Origin of the sequence: Heliophilum fasciatum (assembly GCF_004341395.1) — a bacterium.
In the GTDB taxonomy this organism is placed as follows: Bacteria; Bacillota; Desulfitobacteriia; order Heliobacteriales; family Heliobacteriaceae; genus Heliophilum; species Heliophilum fasciatum.
Genome location: NZ_SLXT01000016.1, coordinates 36700 through 59128, shown reverse-complemented (window position 1 = coordinate 59128; position 22429 = coordinate 36700). Strand labels below are relative to the sequence as shown.

Annotated in this window: 20 protein-coding genes and 1 pseudogene; 17 read left to right on the top strand and 4 right to left on the bottom strand. The window is 49.3% G+C overall.

Annotated features, from left to right (window positions below):
* The first annotated feature begins 66 nt into the window (after positions 1 to 66).
* The 4 genes and pseudogenes from EDD73_RS09495 (at position 67) to EDD73_RS09485 (ending at position 4309) form a co-directional block, all read left to right on the top strand.
* Positions 67 to 1716: a PAS domain-containing sensor histidine kinase gene (locus EDD73_RS09495; protein ID WP_165876436.1), complete on the top strand. Its 1650-nt coding sequence runs from the start codon at positions 67 to 69 to the stop codon at positions 1714 to 1716.
* 54 nt (positions 1717 to 1770) lie between these two features.
* Positions 1771 to 2130, top strand: a pseudogene (locus EDD73_RS15615) (DICT sensory domain-containing protein); the annotation flags it as partial.
* Between the two features lie 45 nt (positions 2131 to 2175).
* The gene (locus tag EDD73_RS09490; RefSeq protein WP_243116873.1) at positions 2176 to 3639 is read left to right on the top strand and encodes an ATP-binding protein; all 1464 of its coding nucleotides are present in this window, start codon (positions 2176 to 2178) and stop codon (positions 3637 to 3639) included.
* A 109-nt stretch (positions 3640 to 3748) separates the two neighbouring features.
* Positions 3749 to 4309, top strand: a complete 561-nt coding sequence (locus EDD73_RS09485) for a DUF4230 domain-containing protein (RefSeq protein ID WP_165876434.1) — start codon at positions 3749 to 3751, stop codon at positions 4307 to 4309.
* A gap of 57 nt (positions 4310 to 4366) precedes the next feature.
* On the opposite strand, the gene EDD73_RS09480 is transcribed toward EDD73_RS09485, so the two are convergent.
* The gene (locus EDD73_RS09480; RefSeq protein WP_243116872.1) at positions 4367 to 4801 is read right to left on the bottom strand and encodes a nitrous oxide-stimulated promoter family protein; all 435 of its coding nucleotides are present in this window, start codon (positions 4799 to 4801) and stop codon (positions 4367 to 4369) included.
* A 251-nt stretch (positions 4802 to 5052) separates the two neighbouring features.
* Here EDD73_RS09480 and EDD73_RS09475 point away from each other — a divergent pair, with 251 nt between their 5' ends.
* The 3 genes from EDD73_RS09475 to EDD73_RS09465 all read left to right on the top strand — a co-directional run bounded on the left by EDD73_RS09475 (position 5053) and on the right by EDD73_RS09465 (position 10790).
* Positions 5053 to 5796 (top strand): SDR family NAD(P)-dependent oxidoreductase, encoded by a 744-nt coding sequence (locus EDD73_RS09475; RefSeq protein ID WP_320055182.1) that lies wholly within the window; start codon positions 5053 to 5055, stop codon positions 5794 to 5796.
* Positions 5797 to 5884: 88 nt separating this feature from the next.
* Positions 5885 to 7159 (top strand): exonuclease SbcCD subunit D, encoded by a 1275-nt coding sequence (locus EDD73_RS09470; RefSeq protein WP_131919548.1) that lies wholly within the window; start codon positions 5885 to 5887, stop codon positions 7157 to 7159.
* Positions 7122 to 10790: an AAA family ATPase gene (locus EDD73_RS09465; protein ID WP_131919547.1), complete on the top strand. Its 3669-nt coding sequence runs from the start codon at positions 7122 to 7124 to the stop codon at positions 10788 to 10790. Before EDD73_RS09470 ends, EDD73_RS09465 begins: the two co-directional genes overlap by 38 nt.
* A 60-nt stretch (positions 10791 to 10850) precedes the next feature.
* Here EDD73_RS09465 and uvsE read toward each other — a convergent pair whose 3' ends face one another.
* Both uvsE and EDD73_RS15285 read right to left on the bottom strand, forming a co-directional pair.
* Positions 10851 to 11777 (bottom strand): UV DNA damage repair endonuclease UvsE, encoded by a 927-nt coding sequence (uvsE, locus tag EDD73_RS09460; protein WP_131919546.1) that lies wholly within the window; start codon positions 11775 to 11777, stop codon positions 10851 to 10853.
* 65 nt (positions 11778 to 11842) lie between these two features.
* Positions 11843 to 12178, bottom strand: a complete 336-nt coding sequence (locus tag EDD73_RS15285; protein WP_243116871.1) for a hypothetical protein — start codon at positions 12176 to 12178, stop codon at positions 11843 to 11845.
* Between EDD73_RS15285 and EDD73_RS09455 the strand changes: the two genes are divergently transcribed.
* The 9 genes from EDD73_RS09455 (at position 12177) to EDD73_RS09415 (ending at position 21664) form a co-directional block, all read left to right on the top strand.
* Positions 12177 to 13175 (top strand): CapA family protein, encoded by a 999-nt coding sequence (locus tag EDD73_RS09455; RefSeq protein ID WP_243116870.1) that lies wholly within the window; start codon positions 12177 to 12179, stop codon positions 13173 to 13175. The genes EDD73_RS15285 and EDD73_RS09455 overlap by 2 nt on opposite strands.
* Before the next feature lie 114 nt (positions 13176 to 13289).
* Complete coding sequence (locus EDD73_RS09450) at positions 13290 to 13466, top strand: indolepyruvate ferredoxin oxidoreductase subunit alpha (RefSeq protein WP_131919544.1); 177 nt, start codon at positions 13290 to 13292, stop codon at positions 13464 to 13466.
* 192 nt (positions 13467 to 13658) lie between these two features.
* Positions 13659 to 14255, top strand: a complete 597-nt coding sequence (locus tag EDD73_RS09445; protein ID WP_131919543.1) for a class I SAM-dependent methyltransferase — start codon at positions 13659 to 13661, stop codon at positions 14253 to 14255.
* A gap of 42 nt (positions 14256 to 14297) precedes the next feature.
* Entirely contained in the window at positions 14298 to 15815 is a 1518-nt protein-coding gene (locus EDD73_RS09440; RefSeq protein ID WP_131919542.1) for an aldo/keto reductase, read from the top strand.
* Between the two features lie 134 nt (positions 15816 to 15949).
* Positions 15950 to 17254 carry a flagellar filament capping protein FliD gene (gene fliD / locus EDD73_RS09435; RefSeq protein ID WP_131919541.1) on the top strand — a complete coding sequence of 435 codons (1305 nt, stop codon included), beginning with the start codon at positions 15950 to 15952 and terminating at the stop codon, positions 17252 to 17254.
* Positions 17255 to 17453: 199 nt separating this feature from the next.
* Entirely contained in the window at positions 17454 to 18461 is a 1008-nt protein-coding gene (locus EDD73_RS09430; RefSeq protein ID WP_243116869.1) for a sugar ABC transporter substrate-binding protein, read from the top strand.
* A 71-nt stretch (positions 18462 to 18532) separates the two neighbouring features.
* Positions 18533 to 20122, top strand: coding sequence for a hybrid sensor histidine kinase/response regulator (locus EDD73_RS09425; RefSeq protein WP_165876433.1), 1590 nt, complete (start codon positions 18533 to 18535; stop codon positions 20120 to 20122).
* On the top strand, positions 20076 to 21305 hold the full coding sequence (locus EDD73_RS09420) for a response regulator (RefSeq protein WP_165876432.1): 1230 nt from the start codon (positions 20076 to 20078) through the stop codon (positions 21303 to 21305). The genes EDD73_RS09425 and EDD73_RS09420 overlap by 47 nt, the downstream gene beginning before the upstream one ends.
* A gap of 23 nt (positions 21306 to 21328) precedes the next feature.
* On the top strand, positions 21329 to 21664 hold the full coding sequence (locus EDD73_RS09415; protein ID WP_165876431.1) for an Hpt domain-containing protein: 336 nt from the start codon (positions 21329 to 21331) through the stop codon (positions 21662 to 21664).
* 149 nt (positions 21665 to 21813) lie between these two features.
* Here the strand turns inward: EDD73_RS09415 and rpmB are convergent, their stop codons facing one another.
* Positions 21814 to 22005: a 50S ribosomal protein L28 gene (gene rpmB, locus EDD73_RS09410; RefSeq protein ID WP_131919537.1), complete on the bottom strand. Its 192-nt coding sequence runs from the start codon at positions 22003 to 22005 to the stop codon at positions 21814 to 21816.
* A gap of 162 nt (positions 22006 to 22167) precedes the next feature.
* On the opposite strand from rpmB, the gene EDD73_RS09405 reads away from it, so the two are divergent.
* A complete protein-coding gene (locus EDD73_RS09405) occupies positions 22168 to 22374 on the top strand; it encodes a DUF1858 domain-containing protein (RefSeq protein ID WP_243116868.1) in 207 nt (68 codons plus the stop codon).
* Positions 22375 to 22429: the final 55 nt, after the last annotated feature.

Here is a 22429-nt window from a genome sequence, read left to right as displayed (position 1 = left end):
GCCATATATGAAAAAAATGCTGAAAATATACATTCCTCAAAACAAATGAAAGTAGGTGGAATTGTTATGGAAGCGAAAGATAAAAGTAAAGATCAACTAATGGAAGAACTTGCACTCTTACAAAAAAAATATACCGATCTCCAAGTAGAATACCAATCAATTTATAAAAAAATCATTACAATGAAAGAGGTCATCCCAGAACGATTTCTTGATGCGTTACCAGATATTTTTTATATCAAAGATCGTGATGGTATTTATTTGGGCGGTAATCAAGCATTGTCTGATTATGTTCAGATTGATGCCAGTACCATGATCGGTAAAACCGATTATGACTTCTTTCCTGCCGAGATTGCCGAGCGTTATCGCCGATCCGATATCCAAGTCATGAACGAGAGAAAACCTTTCAAAACAGAAGAATGGATCACTTATGCCGATGGGCGTAAAGTGCTGTTGGAGACGATTCGCGCCCCACTGATGGGAACTGACGGCACGCTCCAAGGTGTGATCGGTCTTTGCCGGGATATTACACGTTATCAGCGAGCGATCCAGGAAACGTTAGCACAACAGCAATTATTATTAGATAATACGGATTTGCAAATATGGTATCTCATCGAAGAAGATAAGTATGGGGCACTTAACCAGTCCCATGCCAACTTTATGGGCCGAACGATCGAAGAATGCAAAGGAAAAAGTCTTTTTGAACTGATTGGTCCCGATAATGCCCAAGTCTGCATTGCGGAAAATCGCCGGGTATATATCGAAAAAAAGAAAACTGTTGTGGAAGAACGGATGATAGATCGGCAAGGCCTGGAACGGATTTTGCTGGTTACCCGTACACCAAAGCTGGACGCAGCGCAAAACGTCGAATATGTTGTTTGTACGGCTGAAGATATTACTGACCAAAAAGCTGTATTGAAAGAATTACGACGTGCCAAAGAACGTGCGGAAGCAGCCAATAACACTAAAAACCAATTTATGGCAAACATGAGTCATGAGATTCGAACACCCATGAATGGAATTATGGGAATGGCCGATTTGATTTTGGATACGCCGTTGCCGGAAGAAGTTAAAGAATATGCTCAAGTAATTAAGAATTCCACGAATGAACTATTGCGGATCATTAACAGCGTTCTTGATTATTCCAAGCTTGATTCTTGTGTGACTATCGAGAAAGTGGAACTCATTCTTGATGAATTAATCAACGATGTAATTTTGAACATCCAAGGTTTTGCCGATGCGAAGGGTATTGCTGTCAAAACTTCGATCGAATTAGAACCGCACACGGTGATCCTGGGTGATCCGCTTCGACTTCGCCAAATCCTGATGAATATTTTGGACAATGCCGTTAAGTTTACCGCCGAAGGTTATATAGCGCTGCGGGTTTTTGCTCTAAAGACCAAAGAGGAACAAAAAGAGCTTTATTTTGAAGTGACCGACACGGGAATCGGTATTGATGAAGAAGATTTGCAGCGATTAGCGGAACCCTTTACGCAGATCGATGGTTCGTTAACCCGAAAATTTGGTGGCATTGGCTTGGGGTTATCCCTGGCGAAGCGATTAGTCGAAATGATGGGCGGTCAATATGGCGCTCAAAGTAAGGCCGGTGTTGGCTCGACTTTTTGGTTTTCCATCCCCATGATCGAGTCGCCCCATTTCGTTGCGCTTGAAAAGATCCAACCATGGCATAAAAAATCGATCGTACCGGTAAACAACTAACAATAAAGGTTTTCCTCTAATCTGTAAGAGGATTACGAATTGAATGGAGATATAATGGAATCAAAAAGTTTGTATAAGAAAATATCTGAAAATGTGTCAAGTTTAAATAATAAAATATACAACAAATCGACGATGCTCGCGATAAGTTATGCGATTGAAGATTTTGTTTCTGATTTTGGCCTTCAAGCTGAAATGTATGTCTTTTTTCAAGAATGGAAGTTCTTTTTACACGAAAAAGAACGCTATAAAAAGATAGATAAAATTTGCAAGAGAGTTTTTGCATTTGCCAGAAACATAAATCTTGATGATGTTTCTGATTTTCAAAATACGATCTTTATTGAGCTTGATCCTGATTCGGTGCTTTGTCATGAATGGAATGTCATTTTGTGTCATCCTGAGCAATATGCTATTTTCACCGCAAGAGAATTGTACGAGTTGAATCAATCTTGCGAGGACGGTATGCGTAAATTTGAGGGCTTCTTAAGCTTCTCACCTTTTGTAGTTCATCAAGCCGTTGAATTGCTTGTCAATGAATTGCAAAAGTATGGCGTCAGTTACACCCCGGCATACTCCGAAAAAAGAGCAATGGACGCCGGTGAAGCTGGATTCGATAAACGGCTTAGTTTTTTCATCAATCGAACCATCGACAAAATTGAAGAAAAAATTGAGAAACTAACCAATGCCAACATCGAGCTCGCTTCAACGCTGGAAAAGCTTAAAATTGCTAAAATGGAAGAAGCAGCTGCAGAAGCTGCAAACCGGGCCAAAAGTATTTTCCTTGCCAATATGAGCCATGAGATCCGCACTCCCATGAATGGGATTCTCGGGATGACGGAATTAATGATGGATACAGCGCTTTCGCGGGAGCAACAGTATTATGCCAAGACGATCTATGAGTCGTCCAATGCCTTATTGACCATCATCAATGATATTTTGGATCTATCGAAAATTGAATCGGGCAATCTGGTGATCAACAAGATTGAAATCATTCCCCAAGGGCTGATCTCCGGTGTCATTGATCTGCTTGACCAAACGGCAAAAGCTAAGGGGATTGCCCTGGAGGCCACTGTTGAATTGGACGCGGAGCAAGTGATCATTACTGATCCCGTACGTCTTCGCCAGGTTCTGCTGAATCTGATGGGTAATGCCATTAAATTTACGCACGAAGGCAAAGTTTCGTTGTCTGTTTTTCCTGAACAAGAGGAAAAAGGCAACTCGGTGCTTCGATTTGAAATCAGCGATACCGGTGTGGGCATGGATTCCGAAGCGCTCTCTCAGTTGTTTCAACCCTTTTCTCAAGTTCATGATTTGCGCACGCAAACCTACGGTGGTACGGGGCTGGGCCTTTCGATCTCCAAGCGGTTAGTTGAACTGATGGGTGGAAGAATTGGCGTTCAAAGTGAATGGGGAAAAGGCTCCACCTTTTGGTTTACGCTGCCCCTTGTCAACGGCGCTTCGCAGGATTTTGCGGAAACGACGCTTTCTCCCAACCAGGATGTTCTTTCTCAAAGTGTTACAGCCGGTGCGAATCTGATGGAAGAGCAGCGCCAGAAACCAACGATTCTGGTCGTGGAAGACAACTCGATTGATCAATTATTAATCAAAGTGCAGTTGCGTAAACTTGGCTATACGGTTCATTGTGTCAAAGATGGCCAGGAAGCGCTCCAGGCACTGGAGCAGCAGTCGTTCGTTCTTGTCCTTATGGATTGTCAAATGCCGAACATGGACGGGCTTACGGCAACGCAACTCATCCGGCAAAAAGAAAGAGAGAAAAACACCCACGTGCCGATCATCGCGATGACAGCCCATGCGATGGAAGAGGATCGCCAGCGTTGCTTGCAAGCCGGTATGGATGATTACATGAGTAAGCCGATAAAATTCGAAGGGTTAAAAACGATGCTCCACAGCCATTTGGGTACGTGAGCCTACAGGGGAGATATTTGACCGTTCTGTAGCATAGTGATGGTTTAGGTAACGCGGACAGGACTTTATCGCAGGCCTTACGAAAAAGTACCATTAGGAGATGAGCCAGATGAACTACAAAAAAGTAGGGTTTCTTGTACTGATTGTCCTTAGTCTCGCCGTTTTACTCACCACCCATGGTCAGCGGCAATCTGTTGAGCCACCGTCACTGCTCAGTATCCAAGAGATCGCCAAACTGGCTACCGCGGAAGCGTATTTTGATGTGCCGGTCATGCTGCCACCGGAAAGTGTGCAACTATGGGGGATTCCCGTCCCTTTTACCAAGAAAAGCTATCTGGCCATCGGTCAGGGCAAAGTGATCGCCGGGATCAACACCGAGAAGATCACTGAGTTTACGGTAGCCGATGGTGTGGCCACGATAAAATTGCCGGAGCCGGAGATCTTAGAATGGAAAATCGAATCCAATTCCTGGCGCTATTGGGATGATGGGTCGGGCAATCTGCTGCAATTCTCGATTCATGATATCCACAAAGCGGAGTTGATGGCAGAGCAGCAAATGGTGGAGCGAGCGAAAAAAGTAGGTTTGTTGGAAAGGGCCAACGACAACGCGAAGAAAACGATAGAAAAGTTGTTACGCAGTGCCGGGATGCGGGAAGTAAAATTTATCTAACGATAAAAAAGCCGTTGTGATGGTTGTCCGCATCACAACGGCTTTTTCATGGCATGGTTATTGCTGTGGGGGTCTTAGCCAACTGTCGATCATATGCCAGAGGGCCAAGCGCGGATGGCGAAAGAGCATTTGCGGCCCGGCAAAACGCATGACCTCGATAATGCGCTGGCGCATGGCCGGGCGATAGCAGTGAATCGTGCATTGGCCGCAGGTTGGTTTGGTTGCCCCAAACTTGCACCGTGCTACCCGGGCCATCGCATATTCGTGCAACTGTTGACACTCAGAACAAAGTCCGTCTGTAACGTCTGGGGATTGATGATGATGGCGGCAGTAGAGAGCGATCATGGCAGCTACCGTTGCACACTCTCGTTGAATGCGCCGGTGCTTTTGTTGCTCTGCTGATCCCATTGGTTTGGTTGTTTGCGTAGAAGGGGAGCGGAACAGCGGAGACGATGGAGTGTCCTGGCCAAAGTAATTCTGGTTATCAGGCATAATTCGTTGGTAGCTCCTTTGCCGTATTTAAGGGTATTTTGTTCTTGTTTCAACAAAAACAAAATAAAATCCTGCATCTTTTTTCTATGGAAATATCTTTGCTCAACAGGCATCGCCGTTTTTTTCACGTCGGGGAAGGAGTTCGCTTCATAAGTGATGAAAATAGGATTTACCAACAAATTGAGAATTTATTTGTATATCGCTGATCAGCAATCCAAGATGCGTGATCAGTATAAGGAGTTGAAGCAGTGATGTTTACCGGTAAAGTTGCCTTGGTCACCGGTGCAGGACGTGGCATTGGCCGTGCCGTTGCGCTTGCCTATACTGAAGCGGGGGCAAGTGTCGTCATCATTGATAAAGAAGCAGCAATGCTCGCAGAAACGGTAGGCTTGATTGCATCAAGAGAGCAGCAGGTTATTTCTGCCGTGATCGATGTACGGCGACCGCGGGAGATCGAAGATCTGTTTGTCCAGATAAGCAAAGAGTTAGGCCGCCTCGATATTTTGATCAATAACGCCGGCGTAGGTTTTATGAAGTCACCTTATGATATTACGGTAGAAGAATGGGATGATGTGCTGGCGGGCAATTTGCGGGGGACTTTTCTTTGCGCGCGAGAAGCGGCGAAGATCATGCGCACCCACGGTGGCGGGTCGATCGTCAATCTGGCTTCCACACGGGCGACCATGTCGGAACCGCATTGGGAAGCTTATGCTGCGTCGAAAGGCGGTATTCTTGGCTTGACCCATGCGTTGGCCTTGTCGCTGGGGCCTGATCATATCCGGGTTAACGCCATCAGTCCGGGCTGGATCGAAACGGGGGACTATGCCAAGCTGCGCGATGACGATCACCGGCAGCATCCGGCAGGACGAGTCGGTAGACCTGATGACATTGCCCGCGCTTGCTTGTATCTCACCGACCCATCCAATGATTTTATTACGGGGGCAAATTTGGTCATCGACGGGGGCATGACGCGGAAGATGATCTATGAAGAATAGCTGACATGCGAGCAATGCTCTTGGCATCCGCGTAAAATCTGCCGATTTTTTTGCAGTATGGGCAATTTTTGATCAGGAGGCCGAACTTTTGCGAATTTTACACACTTCCGACTGGCATTTCGGCAAAACCCTTGAAGGACGCGAGCGGCTTGCCGAACAAAAAGCCTTCGTCGATGAGCTTTGCATCATCTGTGACCGGGAGCAAGTCGATTTGATCGTCTTGGCCGGTGATGTTTTTCAACATGCCAACCCCAGCGCCGCGGCGGAAGAGCTGTTTTACGATGCGCTGAGCCGCCTGGCTTGTAACGGTACGCGGGGCTTGCTGCTGATTGCCGGCAACCATGATAACCCCGAGCGTCTTTGTGCGCCGTCACCCCTCGCCGATCGCTTGGGCATCAGCTTGCTCGGTCATCCCAAGCATATCATGATGCCTGACCTTTTGGCGTCACCGGAGCGTGTCAGTCGCGTCGCTGCCGGAGCTTCTTGGGTGGAAATCAAAGTACCCCGTTGTGACCATCACGCCGTGATCGCTGCCCTGCCCTATCCGTCGGAAGGACGGCTCAAAGAATTGCTGGCAAGCAGCACGGAAGAAGGGGCGATTCAAAAGGGCTACAACGAGCGGCTGCAGCAGATTTTTGCCGAGTTGGCCGGCCATTTTCGTGATGATACAGTTAACCTGGTTGTGAGCCATCTTTATGTCTGTGGCGGCGCTGTTTCTGATTCGGAAAACGCCATTCAGATGGGTGGCGCTTATGCTGTTCAGCCCGGTGTTTTTCCGCCATCGGCGCAGTATGTGGCGCTGGGGCACCTCCACCGGCCGCAAAATATCCGGGGTGCGACCATGCCGATCCGCTATTCCGGCTCACCCTTAGCCTACAGTTTTTCCGAAGCGGGACAAGCCAAATCGGTGACGCTCGTCGATCTCCTGCCGGGGCAGCCGGCGGTGGTGACGGAAATTCCCCTGATGTCGGGCAAGCCGCTGACCAAGTGGGTCATCCGGGGCGGCCTGGAAGAACTGAAAGTACATACCGAGTCGGGCAAAGACGCTAACGCCTGGATTGACTTGGAGATCTGCTTAGAACGCCCGCTGACGCTTGATGAGATCGGGCAGATCAAAAACCTCCATCCCGGGTTCGTCAATATTCGCGTGACGATCAACCAAAGTGAAGAGGACCGCCTCGCCAAAGAAGCATTGAAAAATCTTTCCCTGGAGCAGCGCTTTATTCGTTTTTATCAGCAACAGACCGGCGGTGGGGCACCGGAACCGGCACTGGTGCAGTTGTTTTTGGAATTGGCCCAGGAGGGGCTGGAGCAGGAGGTAGCCGATGAAGCCGATCAAGCTGACCATCGCCGGGCTGAATAGTTTTCGCAAGCGCCAAGAAATTGATTTTGATCGCTTGACCGACGCCGGTGTATTCGGCATCTTCGGTCACACCGGCAGCGGCAAATCGACGATTTTGGATGCGATTACGCTGGCACTCTACGGCAAAGTGATCCGGGCCAGCAACGGTACCCGCGGAATCCTCAATCACGGTGAAAACAGCCTGGAAGTGACTTTGCAGTTTACCTTGGGCCTCGGCAATGATCGGTCTACCTACCGCGTCGACCGGCGCTACAGTCGCGGCGATAAAGATGCCGTCAAAAACACAGTCAGCCGTTTGGTCGCTATTGACAGGACCGGGCAGGAACGGATCTTGGAGGAAGGTGCCAATGCCGTCACCCGTGCCATTGAGAATCTCTTAGGGATCCACTGTGATGATTTTACGCGGGCCGTTGTACTCCCACAAGGAAAATTCGCTGAATTTTTGAGTTTAAGCGGCAAAGATCGCCGGGCCATGCTGCAGCGCCTCTTTAACTTGGAGCAGTACGGTCGACACTTATCGGAGCGGCTCAGTCGGCGCAGCAGCCTGGTCACGGAAGAGCGGCTCAATGTGGAGGGCGAGTTGGCTGGTCTTGGCGATGCATCACCGGAAGCGATCAACCGTGCGCAGGCGGCACTGGAAGCGGCGCAAGCAGAGGAGCAGCGAAGTAAAAAGAAGCTGGACAAGTTGCAAAAAGCGGTGGAAGAAGCCCGGGAAGTCTGCAAATTGCAAAATCAATTGGCCGTCAAGACCGAACAGGTAGAAGCGCATCAAAGCCAGGCCGAACGCTTCCGGCAGGTCCAGACGCAAGTTGAACGTGCTGACGAGGCGGAAAAAGTTCTACCGCTGATCGTAAGAGCGGAAAGAACGACGGAAGTAGCCGCCCAACTGGCAGTAGCCAAAGAAAAGGCGGAGCAGCAGGCGGTAGCCGCCGAGGCTACATTAAAGGCAGTTCAAGCACGCTGGGAAACGGCGCAACAGTTACGGGTGACCGAGGAACCGCGGTTGATCGCCCAGCAAGTGCAGTTGCAAGAAGCGCAAGAGGTAGAACAGCAACTGGAAGGATTATCTGCCGATTGGTCCCAGGCCAAGACACAACTGGCCCAAAAACAAGCAGCCGCCCAGGCCGCGGAACAAGACCGGCAGCGCTGGCTGGTCCAAAAAGAAAACCTGCACAAATTAAACCGGGACGATGAGGCGGCCGTAGAAGCGAACCAGGTCACCGCCGATTACCGCCGGCAGGTCGATGACGCCAAACAAAAAGGCGAAGAACTGCGCCGGCAAGCGCGTTTGTGGGAGCAAGCGAACAAGGAAGCGCTTCTTCGGCAGCAAGCAGTCGCTCAAGCACGCAGTAACTGGGAAGCTAAGGGGCAGCAAGCGGCCATGCTGCAAGCCGAATGGCTTCAAGCGATGGCACTGGAGGAACAGGTTGCCGGCCAACCGCCAGTCAGTGAAGACGTTTTAAATCGGTTGGCGTTACGTTTGGAAGAAGTGCGTGGCTTGCTCAATCCCTTGCAAGAGCGGGAGACGCGCCGGGGCGATCTGCTGGTCTGGCGTCAGAAGCTTGGCGAAGCAAGAAGCCAAGCGCAGGCCCAGATTGCGTCATTGGAAAAAGAGCGAGCCGAGTTGGAAAGGGCCGTTAAAGGTCAACGGGAAGCGCTGCTCGATCTGGCGCTGCAAAACAAACGAGCTCTTGCTGCCCACCTGGCTGCGGATTTACATCCCGGCGCACCTTGCCCGGTCTGCGGCTCTCTTGATCATCCGCACCCGGCCTTGGCGGACGTTAAAGTTATCGATATCGATGAAAGCGAAGAAAAGGCCCAGCGGGAACAGGCGCTGGCCCTGTCCGAAGAAAAACTGGCGAAAGTGCAAAAAGCCGAAGAAAACTGGAAACAGCAGTTTCGTGCCGATGAAGCCCGTCTGGAACTGCTGGACAAAGACTTGGCCGAAACGGTAGCGGCCATCATCGAACTGCGCCAGCAGGCCAATGAGCGCTGGCCCGGCAAACATCCTTTGGGCTTACCTCTTGATCCGGCTATCCCGACAGCCGAACAGTTGCAGCAGCAGATTGCGCTTGGTGACCGGGGAATCGGTGAGAAACGGGAGCAACTGGCCAAATGGCAACAGGAGCGGGAACAAGCAGGGCAGCAACTGCGTTTGCTCCAAGAGAAGCTGACCACGGCCAAAGCGGAGCATCAGTCGGGTTATCAACTGGTCGAAGCAGCCGAACGGGAATGGCAGCAGTCGCAGGAAGTGCACACCCAAGCGCGAGCGGAGTTGACGACAGCCGAGGAAGCTTTCCGCCAGGTATTGGCGTTGTGGGGGGAAGATGGTCAGGATCTGTTGACCGGCGGCATCCAGAAGGTGAGGGAACGGGCAGCCGCCATTCACCGTCAAGATCAAAGGTGCGAAACCCTGCGCCGGCAGATGCAAGGGCGCGTTGCTGAACTGGCCGCCTGTGAAGAAGCGTTAACCCAAGCGCAAGCGCAGGAGCGAACGGCTTCGGGGGAAGTCCTGCAATGGATATCATTGGAAAAGGGAAAAGCCCTGCAAGTGGCAGCGCTGCAAGCCAAGGTCCACCAGATGACCGGCGGCAGGAAAGCGTCGGTTCTTTTGCAAACGATTAATGAACAACTTACGAAGATCCAACATGATGAGAAAAATGCCCACATTGACGTACAACAGGCTCGCGAGCAACGGGAAAAAGCCAGCGAAGAGCGCGAGCGCCAAGGGACGTTGTGGCAGGTTGCCCAAGGGGAACAGGCCACAGTCCAAGAAGAACTGACGGCAGCGCTTCGCCAGACAGGTTTTACTGCTGTTCAGGAGGTCCGGGCGTCGCTGGTGGACAACGATGAAAAAGCCAAGCTGCAAGGATGGATGACGGAATACCTGGATCAGGGAAAACGCTTGCAAGCAGAATGGGCCCAGTTGCAGGAACAACTGGGCGGTCGTACGTTGTCGCCGGAAGCATGGGAACGTCAAGAAGCGCTGTGGCAGGAACAGCAGCAAGCATTGGAAACTGCGACGAGCCAACGCGGTGCTTGTGAGCAAGCTTATCAAGTGATCACCGGCAAACAAGAGCGCTGGCAGCAGTTGAAAAAACGGCAAGAAGCGCTGGCTGAGGAGGGCCATCGGCTCAACCAGCTCAAGGCGCTTTTACGCGGCGACTGTTTGGTTGATTTTCTTGCGCAGGAACAAGTGGAATTTGTGGCGCAGCAAGCATCGGAGCAGCTTAAACAGATGACGCGCAATCGTTATGCCCTGGAGATTCTCGACGGCGGCTTTGTGATCCGCGACGATGCCAACGGTGGCGTCAAACGTCCCGTAGCCTCTCTGTCCGGTGGCGAGACCTTCCAAGCATCGTTGGCGCTGGCGCTGGCCTTGTCGGCGCAGATTCAATTACAAGGCAAATATCCACTGGAGTTTTTCTTTCTGGATGAAGGATTTGGTACCCTCGATGCCGATACGCTTGATGTGGTCATGGGCACGCTGGAACAATTGCAGACGGGCCGCCGGGCCATCGGTGTGATCAGCCATGTGCAGGAATTGCAGCAGCGACTGATCCGGCGTTTGATGGTCACCCACAGCGAAGTGGCCGGTAGCGGCAGCCAGGTGCGGATTGAGATTGGTTGAATGAACGTAAAAAACCGGTGTTTGACTTACGAGATGAAGTCAAGCACCGGCTTTTTGGTGTTAAAGGCTTTGGGCAATTTGCTCTCGCAACTGCAATAACGCTTTGTCTTTTTCCTTGGCTTCGACCATGATGTCCACATCGGCGACGGAACTGCCGGCGTCGGCGAGCATCTGCGCCAGCACTTCAAAATCCTCCGGTGCGATGTAATCGGCATGACGGCGGTCGGTGGGACCGGTAACGCCGGTGCTGATGTGCACTTTCGGACGCCGGTCGCCCCACGTGTTCAAGGCACAGGCGAGATGCTTCGCCGGTGCGTCGCAAGGGTTGCAGCGGTGATGATGCACATCAAAGACAACGGGCAACCCCGCTTTTTCACCGACAAAGCACGTTTCTTCCAAGGTGTAAGTGCGATCATCGTTTTCGATGCACAGCAGGGAGCGCGTTGTTTCATCTAAACCATGAGCCACTTCGATAAATCGTTCCATCGCTTTGGTTTTATTACCGTAGCCGCCGCCAATGTGCACAATCAATGCCGTTGCACCAAGCATTTTGGCCAGCGTCACATGGTGCTGTAAGTCAAAAAGACTTGTTGTCAGTACATCCGGATTGGGCGTGTTGAGGACGCAATACTGGCCGGGATGGAGGCTGGTCCGGGGACCATAGGTCTCTACATGGTGGTGAATGGCGGCACAGTTTTGGCGAATCTCCGGATCATCATACCAGGTTCGCGACCGGCGCAGTTCAGCGATGGTCGCCAGGGGAACCAGATCGCTGCTGAAGCGATAAAAAGGCACCTTGTTTTCACGGTTCCAGCGCAAGATGCGCAGCGCTTCTTTTAGGTTGAAAATGGTGATGCTTTTGGCTTTTTCCATGGCCAGGGTTTCATCCTTGGCGGCTAACTCAAGGTATTGCTTACGCTGCATGGTGCGAAAGCGCGAGGGCAGGGAATTGTTGATGCAGGCATAGCCGAAGCAAATATCAGTCATAGACAACCTCTCATATCGTTGATGGGCTTAACCTTAGGATAATCAAGCGGGGATGTCAAGATTCCTTACCAAGATCGGCCTCGAATGGGCGAGAATCCTCCCGGATATCTATCGTTAAAACGGTAGAAATATAGTAAAATCATTGAAATACAAAAAATTTCTACATTGATGAAGGAGAAGATCATGGCAAGGCTTTGGACATCCATCGTACTTTTCGGTTTGATGATTTTCGTAATGACGGGATGTATACAAGCAGCAGGTACAGGAACATCAGTTCCATCAAGGGCATCTTCGGCCCCTTCAGCGGCTTCCTCGGCCCCCACGACCCCGGCAGTACCTGTCCAACCGGCAAAACCGGCAAAAGAAACGATTACGCTTGTTGCCACCGGCGATATTCTCATGCATAACACCTTGATCGACTCAGGCTTGCAGCCGGACGGCACGTATCGTTTCGACCACCTTTTTGCCCCTGTGCGTGCCTACTTGGAAAAAGGTGACTACGCTTCTGTTGATCTGGAGTCAGCCATGGCCGGCCCCGCGACCGGCTATACGGGCTACCCCTTGTTTAACAGTCCTGATGAACTGGCAACAGCCATGAAACAAAGTGGCTTTGATCTCGTGACGACGGCCAATAATCACATCCTTGATCGCGGCTACGCCGGCGCACTGCGCACGATGGACGCATTGCAAAAAGCCGGTCTCGATGTGGCCGGCACGAATCGTAACGCGCAAGAACGGGACAGCTTTTTGATTAAAAACATTCGTGGCGTCAAGGTAGGTTATTTGGCCTATGGTTACAGCACCAACGGCATTCCGGTGCCCAAAAACCATCCCGAGTTTTATAACTTTCTTGACCATGGGCGCATTCTTGCTGACATTAAAGCGCTGCGCCCCCAAGTGGACGTGGTGGTACTCTTGCTGCACTGGGGCGTTGAATATGCACCGCAGCCTACGGCCGAGCAAAAAAAATGGGCCCGCGACTTTTTTGAGGCCGGTGCCGATATCATCTTCGGCAGTCACCCGCATGTAATTCAGCCGGCTGAGATCATTGCGGTGCAAGGCAAAGACCGTTATGTCATCTACAGCTTAGGCAATTCTGTGGGTGCTCAGCGCGGGTTGGAGCGCAACAGTGGTGTCATTGTGCAAGTAAAATTGGAGAAAGACAGTACGAACGGGCAGACCACGTTGCAGGAAGTGACCTATATACCCACGTACGTTCACTCCTATCAAGAGAAAGGACGATTAATGTACCGGATGGTCGCTGTCGAAGATGCCATTGCCCAAATCAAGAACGGTCGCGAACCGTACCTGACGCGGGACGATCTGCCCACGCTGGAACAGGTGTTGGCGCAGACACGGGGCCAGCTGGGTGCGTCCTATCGTGCTGCAGCCCAGTAAAGATTTTTTCAAATTTTCTTGGTCCACTTCAAGGAATCTCAAGTCTGATGTTGAATATTTTACGAAAGATACTCATTACTATTAAAGAAATAATCATCGGAAAGGGTGGATCCCATGGCCTACCGTATTGACGAAAATGAATGTATCGCTTGTGGTGTTTGCCAGGATGTTTGTCCTGTATCGTGCATCTTCACGCGAGCAGATGAAATGCTTGAGATCCGGGAAGCTGATTGTATCGATTGTGGGAGTTGTGCACGCGATTGTCCCACAAACTGCATTGCCAAGGTATAAGGTTAACCATGTACCGGCAAGTTAACTGGTACATACCTGATTGACTCGGTTGCGTCGCCGCTCTTTTGCTTATGAATATGAGCATAAAGAGCGGCTTTTATGTTATTGTAGATAAAGAAACGAGTAAGCTGATACTTAGGGAAAGCAGGCGGATAGCATGCTTGGCTCTCCATAACGAAAGGTGGTCTTTTTATGGCTCATCATAAGTTTAATCCGGAACAACTGGCCAAGTTAGAGAACCCGGAACGGCGGCGCAAACTGCCGCCGGAAGCGATCGTTCAACTGATGCAAGTGCAAGCGGGAGATCAAGTTGCTGATATCGGTGCCGGTATCGGTTATGTGGCTATTCCCTTGGGCCATGCCGTCGGGGCCAATGGGAAAGTCTTTGCCTGCGATACTTCACCGGCGATGCTGGAAGCGGGGCAAGCGTTGACTCCGTCGGAATTGAAACAGATTGAATGGAAGTTATCCGAAGAGAGCCGCTTGCCCATTGATGATCATTGTTGTCAGGCAGCGGTGCTTGTGGCGGTCTATCACGAATTGCACGAGCCTGCGGCGATGCTGCAAGAGTTGCGTCGCATCCTTGCGCCCGGTGGCCGCTTATTGATTGTCGATTGGAAGGCGGAAGCAACACTGAGTGGTCCACCGCTAAATCATCGTGTGGCCGCGGCGACGGTGATCAAACAACTTGAAAATGCCGGTTTTTTGTATATCATCGAGATGCCTGATTTTGCTGAACATTATGCGATCAGCGGGACTGTCCCTAAGCAGTTTCCCTCTGATATTTAAAACGTGGTAAAACAGTAACCGGATCAGAAAGAGGGAGTCGCGATGCTTCAAGGGGCTACCGTCAACAGTACCACCGGCTACGCTAAACGCTATCCCAAACTTATGTATAATACCCTGGGGCAGACGGGGTTGAAGGTCAGTCAAGCCGGCTTTGGTGCTTACCGGATTCACAACGGTAGCATCCAACACCGGCAAGCGTTGCGGCATGCACTTTTAAGCGGAATCAATCTGATCGATACCAGTGCCAATTATGCCGACGGTCGCTCGGAAGCGCTGATCGGTGAGGTGCTTACCGAACTGATCGGAACGGGAGAACTCCGCCGCGACGAATTGGTGCTGGTGACGAAGGCCGGCTATATTCAAGGTGCCAATTATGCCATCAGTCAGGAACGAAGGCGCCGGGGACAACCTTTTCCCGAGCGAGTGATTATGGAGCCTGGTTTTGAACATTGCATTCATCGGGACTTTCTTGCCGATCAGTTGACGCGCAGTTTACAGCGGTTACAAGTTGCGACGGTTGATGTTTTTTTGCTGCATAACCCCGAGTATTACTTAAAACATGCACAAGAAGAAGGAGTACCGCTTGCAACTGCGCGACAGGAATATTTACGGCGCATCGAGGCGGCTTTTCGCTATCTGGAAACGCAAGTGGAAGCGGGACGGATTGGTGCTTACGGCATCAGTTCTAATACGTTCCCTGTTGCCAAAGAGCGTTTTGATCATATGCCATTCGCTGATATCGTGGCGATCGCCAAGGCCATCAAAGAGGACCATCATTTTCAGGTGATCGAACTGCCGCTGAATCTGCTGGAGACAGGTGCAATGACAGAAAGCAATCAACCAGGCGGTTGCACTGTTGTGGAATTGGCCCGCCAATTAAATGTAGCCGTCCTGGTTAACCGACCCCTCAATGCGATTGTTAACAACCGCTTGATTCGTCTTGCCGATGTTACCGTAGAAGCAACGGTATCTTGGGAAGCGGTAGAAAAGTACAAAAAAGATTTGAAACTGATGGAAGAACAGTTGAAGAAAACGATATTGGTTGCTCATCCCTTGGCTAAGAGTAACGCTGATGAGATGGCCATGAAGCTTTGTGCCAGTGAAATCCTTGAATACCAGTTGCCGCAATTTGCCAGTCCCCTTGAATGGAATGAAGCGGTCGGGCGTTATTTTGGGCCAACCATCCAAGCGGGCATCGAAGGCTTGCTGGGTCATAAGCGGCACCGCCAACGGGTTGATATTTTGGCATGGGCTAAGCAGTATGCCGAGACTGTGAATGACGCTTTGGATGCGGTCAGTTTTTATCTGCAAGCCAAGGCGGCAGACGCGGCGATCCGAATCAAAGCTTGTACGGAGCAAGCTGATCCGGACTGGACCGGTACGGCAACGTTAAGCCAAGCAGCACTGCGTGCATTGCGTTCAACCGAGGGGATCACGACGGTGCTGCTCGGCATGCGTCAACTGTCCTATGTCGATGATGGGCTGATCGAGTTAAGCCGTCCGGTTCAAGTCCTTGACCGCGCACATTCCTGGTTACATCTGGCGCAGGCGAAAGTGTGAATGAAGCACCATCAAGATACTTTTATTCAATGAAAGTATTCAACAATATGGAATCAAAATGTTATATATGGTACAATGAAAAAGAGTAGATCAATCCATAACCGATTGTGAATGGGGCCTAGGAGGGGAGAACCATGATCAATAATTTCGGTTACAGTGCTTATAAAACGATGCTGTCGTATGTGCGGCCGGCTGTGCAGTACCCGCCGATGATGCCGCCGAATCGTAATTTTATGCCGCAACAACCGCCGTTATTTGAGCAGATTGCTTCGTTTAATCCATGGAAGGAAAAAACAGCAACGGCAGCCCAGGACGTTCGCCAGTCTTTTACGCAAGTGAAAGAAGCGAGCAGTACACTCAACACAACCAGTAAGAACAACATCTTTGATGTGCGCAAAGCTGATGTTTCCAACAGTAATGTTTTGGGCGTACAAGCAAGTAACCGTGCGACTGTCGGTACCTATAAAATTGAGGTGTCGCAGGTAGCTACGGCCAAGCAGACCACAAGCAATACCTTGCGATCGAATGATCTGCAAACCATGCAAGCGGGCACCCAGTCCTTTGGCCTTCAAGTGGGCGGCGTAACTAAGAACGTTTCCGTCAACTTTTCTTCTCTCGATACGAATCTGGGTGCACTTAATAAAGTCGCCAGGGCCGTCAATGATGCTAAAGCCGGCGTAACGGCCAGGGTCGTTGAATCGACGACCGATGGTGTGCGTTACAGTAAGCTTGTCCTCACAGCCGATAAAACTGGTACAGCCAATGCCTTTACGCTCACTGCCGGTTCAGGTGATTTGTTGACGGCTACGCAAATGAATCATCAAACAACGGAAGCACGCAACGCCAAATATTCCGTTGATGGTAAAGATTATGAACAAGCCAGCAATACGGTACAATTGGATAACGGAAAAGTAACGGCCACTTTAAAAGGTGTGACTACTAACGATAACCCAGTAACGGTTACCGTAGATCGTGATCGTTCGGCGATCATCAAGCAAGTGAGCGCCTTGATCGAAGAGTACAACCAAGCGATTGTGACCATGCAAGATCAATCCGGCTTAATCAGCAATCGAGTGATGCAACGATTTACTCAGTTTGCCAATGATCGTGAAGAGGCTTTGGATGACATCGGAATTACAGTGCAAGCCGATAATCAACTTAGCCTGGATCAAAGCAAGCTTGATCGATCGTTGCAAAATAACTATGAAAGTACCAAAAATCTTATCGGTGGTGCCGGCGGATTGGCACCTGCGATGGAACGGCGAACAAGCAACTTACTGAATTCGCCTGTTACAGCATTGATTCAAGGCAACAATGATGTGCAAGCGCAGCAGCAACAGATGGCGTCCCAACTTAACCAGTACTTGTTGTTTAGCCAACCAAATCGTTTTTATGCGCAGTATGCCAGTGCCGGCGGCAGTTTTAACTTTTTCCTGTGAGTTTTATGATCTTTCTTGTGAATGCCTGATTATGTAATGTAATCAGGCATTTTTAAGGAAAAGATCAATGACTTTTAAGAAAAAGATCAATGGCGGAAAATAAGAATATAAGAGGAAAAACGAAGGAAATATTAAAAATTTGTCGAACTCGTTCTTGATTCCTGCATAGGTGTCTGGCGATAAAGAAAGGAGATGGGCAATGAGTATGAAAAAAAGTTTGCTCGGAGTATTATTGTTGTTGATGATGGTTATGTTGTCTGCCTGTGGAGGTTCGACGGCAGCAAAGACGAATCCATTGATTGCCGATGATGGCGGAACAAAAAAACAACCGGAAAATCAAGATTTGAAGCCTAAAAAGAATATTGCCTTAGTCATGAAAACACTGACTAATCCTTTTTTTATCGAGATGGAAAAAGGTGCACGCCGTGCGGAAAGTGAACTCGGTATCAACTTAATTGTTAAAGTAGGGGCCAAGGAGACGTCGATTGAACAACAGATCGCGATCGTCGAAGAGTTGACTCGTGATAAAATTGATGCGATCGTCATTGCTCCAGGCAGTTCAACCGAATTGATACCGGCACTGAAAAAGGCTAAAGATGCCAATATTCCGATTATCAATATTGATAATCGGCTGGATCCGAAACTTTCGCAGGAAATGGGACTTGGGCAAATTCCTTTTATCAGCGTCAATAATGAGCAGGGGGCCTATCTGGCCGCCAAAGTACTCAGTGATAAGATCAAAAAGCCGACCCAAGCGGTGATCATTGAAGGAATTCCTGGCACCGATAACGGGGAACAGCGTAGGCGTGGTGCCCAGCGGGCCTTCAGTGAAAATCCCAACATCCAACTGGTGGCGTCTCAATCTGCCATGTGGAAAATCGATGAGGCGATGGAATTGACAGGTAAGTTTTTTCAACGCTATCCGAATATTGGTGTAATTTTTTGTGCTAACGATATGATGGCTCTTGGGGCGCTTCAATACTTGGAGCAAACCGGGAAAAAAGACGTTCTGGTAGCCGGTTATGATGCGCTGGAAGAAGCGAAAAAAGCGATTCAAACCGGAAAATTATTGGCAACGATTGATCAGCAGGCCGATGTGCAAGGGTATACTGGGGTGAAGTATGCTATGAGCGCGATCCAAGGTAATGCTGTGCCGGTCGAGACGATGGTGGATGTCAAGTTGCTCCAAGCTGACAACCTACCGTAAGCCCATAATTATATGAATATCTTATGAATAAATTACCAAGCCTTAATATCACCCAGAGATTTATTTTTTACTTGTTAACGACAAGCATCATCCCGCTGATGGTGGTCGGTATGACATCGTACAGCATCTCAAAAACCATCATTCAAGAGGAAGCCGGTAATTTTACCAGTGAACTGGTAGGTAATCAGCGCGACTACATGGAACGGATGATGCAGGAAGTCGAGAGTTTGATCGCTAATATCTCCAGCATTGAAGATATTAAAGCCGTCGTCGATGATCGGCAGCGAACACCCAGTGATTATGCCAGTCTGGCTACGCAAGCGAAAATCGGCTATATCTTAAGCGGCTATACAAACCTCAAAGGTCTTGTGTCCATCGATATTTTCACGTTGAATGATGCCCATTATCATGTTGGTGATACCTTAAATGTTCAGACAATCCGCAACGATCTAAAAGAAAAGATTTATCAGGAAGCGCTTACCACTGATAAGTCAGTCATTTGGACAGGCATTGAAGATAATGTCAATGCCAACTCGACACATAAGCAAGTGATTACAGCGGCCAAGGTGTTAAAGTCCTTTGATTCAGAGACGATGCGTGAAAGGCCGATTGGTTTATTGCTCGTCAACTACAGTGTAGACACTTTTTATGAGCATTTTATCCAAACCAATTTTGGCCGCGATGCCTTCATGGTCATTGTGGACAGCAAAGGACGCATCATCTTCCATCCTCAAAAAGAAAAAATCGGCAGCCGGATCAACGCAAGCCTATTAGCGTGTTTTGATGGTGATCGACATGCTGTCAATGCCAATATTGATGGGAAAGACATGTTCATCACCCATAGTCACTCTGTCAACAGTGGATGGTCCTTGCTTTGTTTTGTGCCGCTCGATAGGCTTACTGAAAACACGACAGAAATTCGCGATAACACCTTGCTGTTGCTGTTTTTATCGATTGCTTTTGCGGTTTTCCTTGGTTATAGATTTACCCGGCAAAACGTAATGCCGATCAAGCGCATCACCCATTTGTTTCAAGAAATCGGCAAAGGGACGATTGATTATGAAACTCGCTTGAAAGAAGGACCCCGTGACGAGATCGGTGAATTGATCCGTTGGTTTAACACCTTTTTAGATAGCCTGGCCGAAAAGAAAAAAACCGATGAAGAACTGTTGCAGGCTATCGAAAAACAAACGCAATTAGCGATGAACCTGGAAAAGCTGAATAGTGAGTTACTCGTCGCCAAAGAAGAAGCGGAAAAATCTAATCGGCTTAAGTCAGAATTTGTCGCCAACATGAGCCATGAAATCCGGACACCGATGAATGCCATCATCGGTATGACGGGGCTTTTGATTGATACGCCCCTCAACAGCGAGCAGCGAGAGTTTGCTTTGATTGTCCGTGAATCGGCGAACTCGTTATTGACAATTATCAATGATATTTTGGATTTTTCCAAAATGGAAGCGGACAAGATGGATTTGGAATCAACAGATTTCTCGATGCTCAATGTAGTTGAGAGCATCACGGAGATGCTGGTGGCCAAAACACATGAAAAAAACATCAGTTTTATGACCTTTGTTGCCCCCCCAAATTCCTCCGCTTCTCGTCGGGGACCCCTTGCGGATCCGGCAAATTTTACTCAATCTTGCAGGCAACGCCGTTAAATTTACCAATCAAGGCAAAGTGTCCTTAGTCGCCACGGTTGCCGGTAGTGACGATCACCATGTGCTTGTGCGGTTTGAGGTACGTGACACCGGTATTGGATTGTCGGACGAAGCGAAACAACGCTTATTCCAACCGTTTACACAAGCGGACGGTTCGACAACACGCAAGTATGGCGGAACGGGATTGGGCCTTTCCATCTCGAAGCGCTTGGTTGAAATGATGCATGGTTCCATTGGCGTGGAGAGTGAATTAGGTCACGGTTCGACCTTCTGGGTAGAGATTCCCCTTCAGCGCAGCGATCTGGAGGCAGAAGCACCGTCGCCGAAAAAACGGCTTCCCGATTTACGTATTCTATTGATGGGGAAAAATCAAGGTGCCCTTGAAGTCATTCATCAATATTTAAATGCTTGGGAGTTCACCAATGCTTTTGCTGCTGATGCCCAAGAGGCGTGGCAATTGATCCAACCGCAACCATCGATCTCCGCTGCTTATAACTTGGTGATTGTTGAAGGAGAAACAGCGGACGAAAAAGAATTAGAGCAAGTAGAGCAGTTGCAACGTGTTCCAGGATTGTCGGATGTCAAATGGATCTTGGTCACTGGTTTTAATGATCGCACAAAAGGTGAGCACGCACTGCGTCGTGGTTTTCACGCCTATTTACCCAAGCCGATCAAGCAATCGCAGCTTCTCGAGATGATTGCAAAATTAGCCTCTGCCGCCCACCATGAAACGACCCCACCGATGGTGAAAGAGCCAGCCAATGAACCTGCGAAGGAACTGGTTGATCAAAAGGAAAAGCCGATTCTTTTGGCTGAAGACAACCGGGCGAATCAAAAGCTGGCTGTGCTTTTACTCAAAAAACTTGGCTATCGAACGGTTGCTGTAAATAATGGACTGGAGGCAGTAGAAGCTTGTGCCAATGGTGATTACGCCTTGGTTTTGATGGACTGTCAGATGCCGGAGATGGACGGTTTTGAAGCAACGAGGCAAATTCGTCTGTCAGAGCAAAACACTGGACGCCATTTGCCGATTGTGGCTATGACGGCCAATGCGATGCAAGGTGACCAGGAGCGTTGCTTAGCATCCGGCATGGATGACTATATCAGCAAGCCTGTAAATCCGGAAAAACTGCGTGAGGTCATTCCCCGTTGGTATCAACAATCAATCTCTAATGAAACATAATATTTAACAGGAGATGATGAATGATGACCATCGACATTGTTAAGGTGGCGGAGGCGCTTCTTTTGGAACCGGAAGAACTGGAAGACATCTTTGAAGCTTTTTTTGAAGAGGCTGATGAGACGCTGGCTGATTGTAAGCGTGCGATGCCCTCCATGGATTACGAAGAGTTGAAAAAGCTTTTTCATGATCTCAAAGGTTCCGCAGCGAATTTGCATCTGAAGGATGTCACTGCTTTGGCGAAAGTGCTGGAAGCAGCGGCCCGTGAAAAAAATGAACTGTCGGTTCAAACCGGATTTCCTCAAGTTGTACAATTGATTGAAGACTATAAAGAAGAGATTCGATGCTATTATGGAAAGTAAGTGAGCCAGGAAAGCGGTTGTCAATGCGTTGATGGCCGCTTTCCTCTGATCGTAGGTGAAAAAGTGGAAAGGTCGGCAGAAAACAAAAATCCCCTTGACACATGGTCAAAGGGATTTTTCATCCGTTAAGGATACATATGCTGGGCATATTAAACCGAGCGTTGGACTTTGCCGGAACGGAGGCAGCGCGTGCAAACGTTCAGGCGAGTCGGGGTGCCGTCCACGATCGCGCGAACTCGTTGCAAGTTCGGGGACCAAGTGCGTTTTGTACGGATATGCGAGTGACTTACTTGCATGCCGACTTGTACCCCTTTACCGCAAATGGCGCATTTACGTGCCATAATTCCACCTCCTCACGGGTCACCGAGATCACTCATGTATTTTAGCAAATGTGAGTGCCTTTGGCAAGGTCTAGATTTAGAACAATTTGAACAAAGGATTTTACCGGGATTGTGGCGAAACGAGTACGTGAAGAAAAGCGAAGAGCGAAGGAGGAAAATACCATGATGATCAGCAAGGACATGAAGCTAATGGATTTACTCCAGCGGTATCCTGGTGCCGAGGAGATTTTAGCGCGTCATGGCATGAGTTGTATTTTTTGTATGGGAGCGTCCATGGAGACGATTGAAGAAGGTGCGCGGATGCATTCTCTCAACTTGGAGGCTTTGCTTGCAGAGTTAAATCGTTTGCAGGAAGGGTCACCCGCTTAGGCGGGTTTTTTTTTAGCCTGATGATGATCGGGAGGAAAAAAACAATGGCAGATGG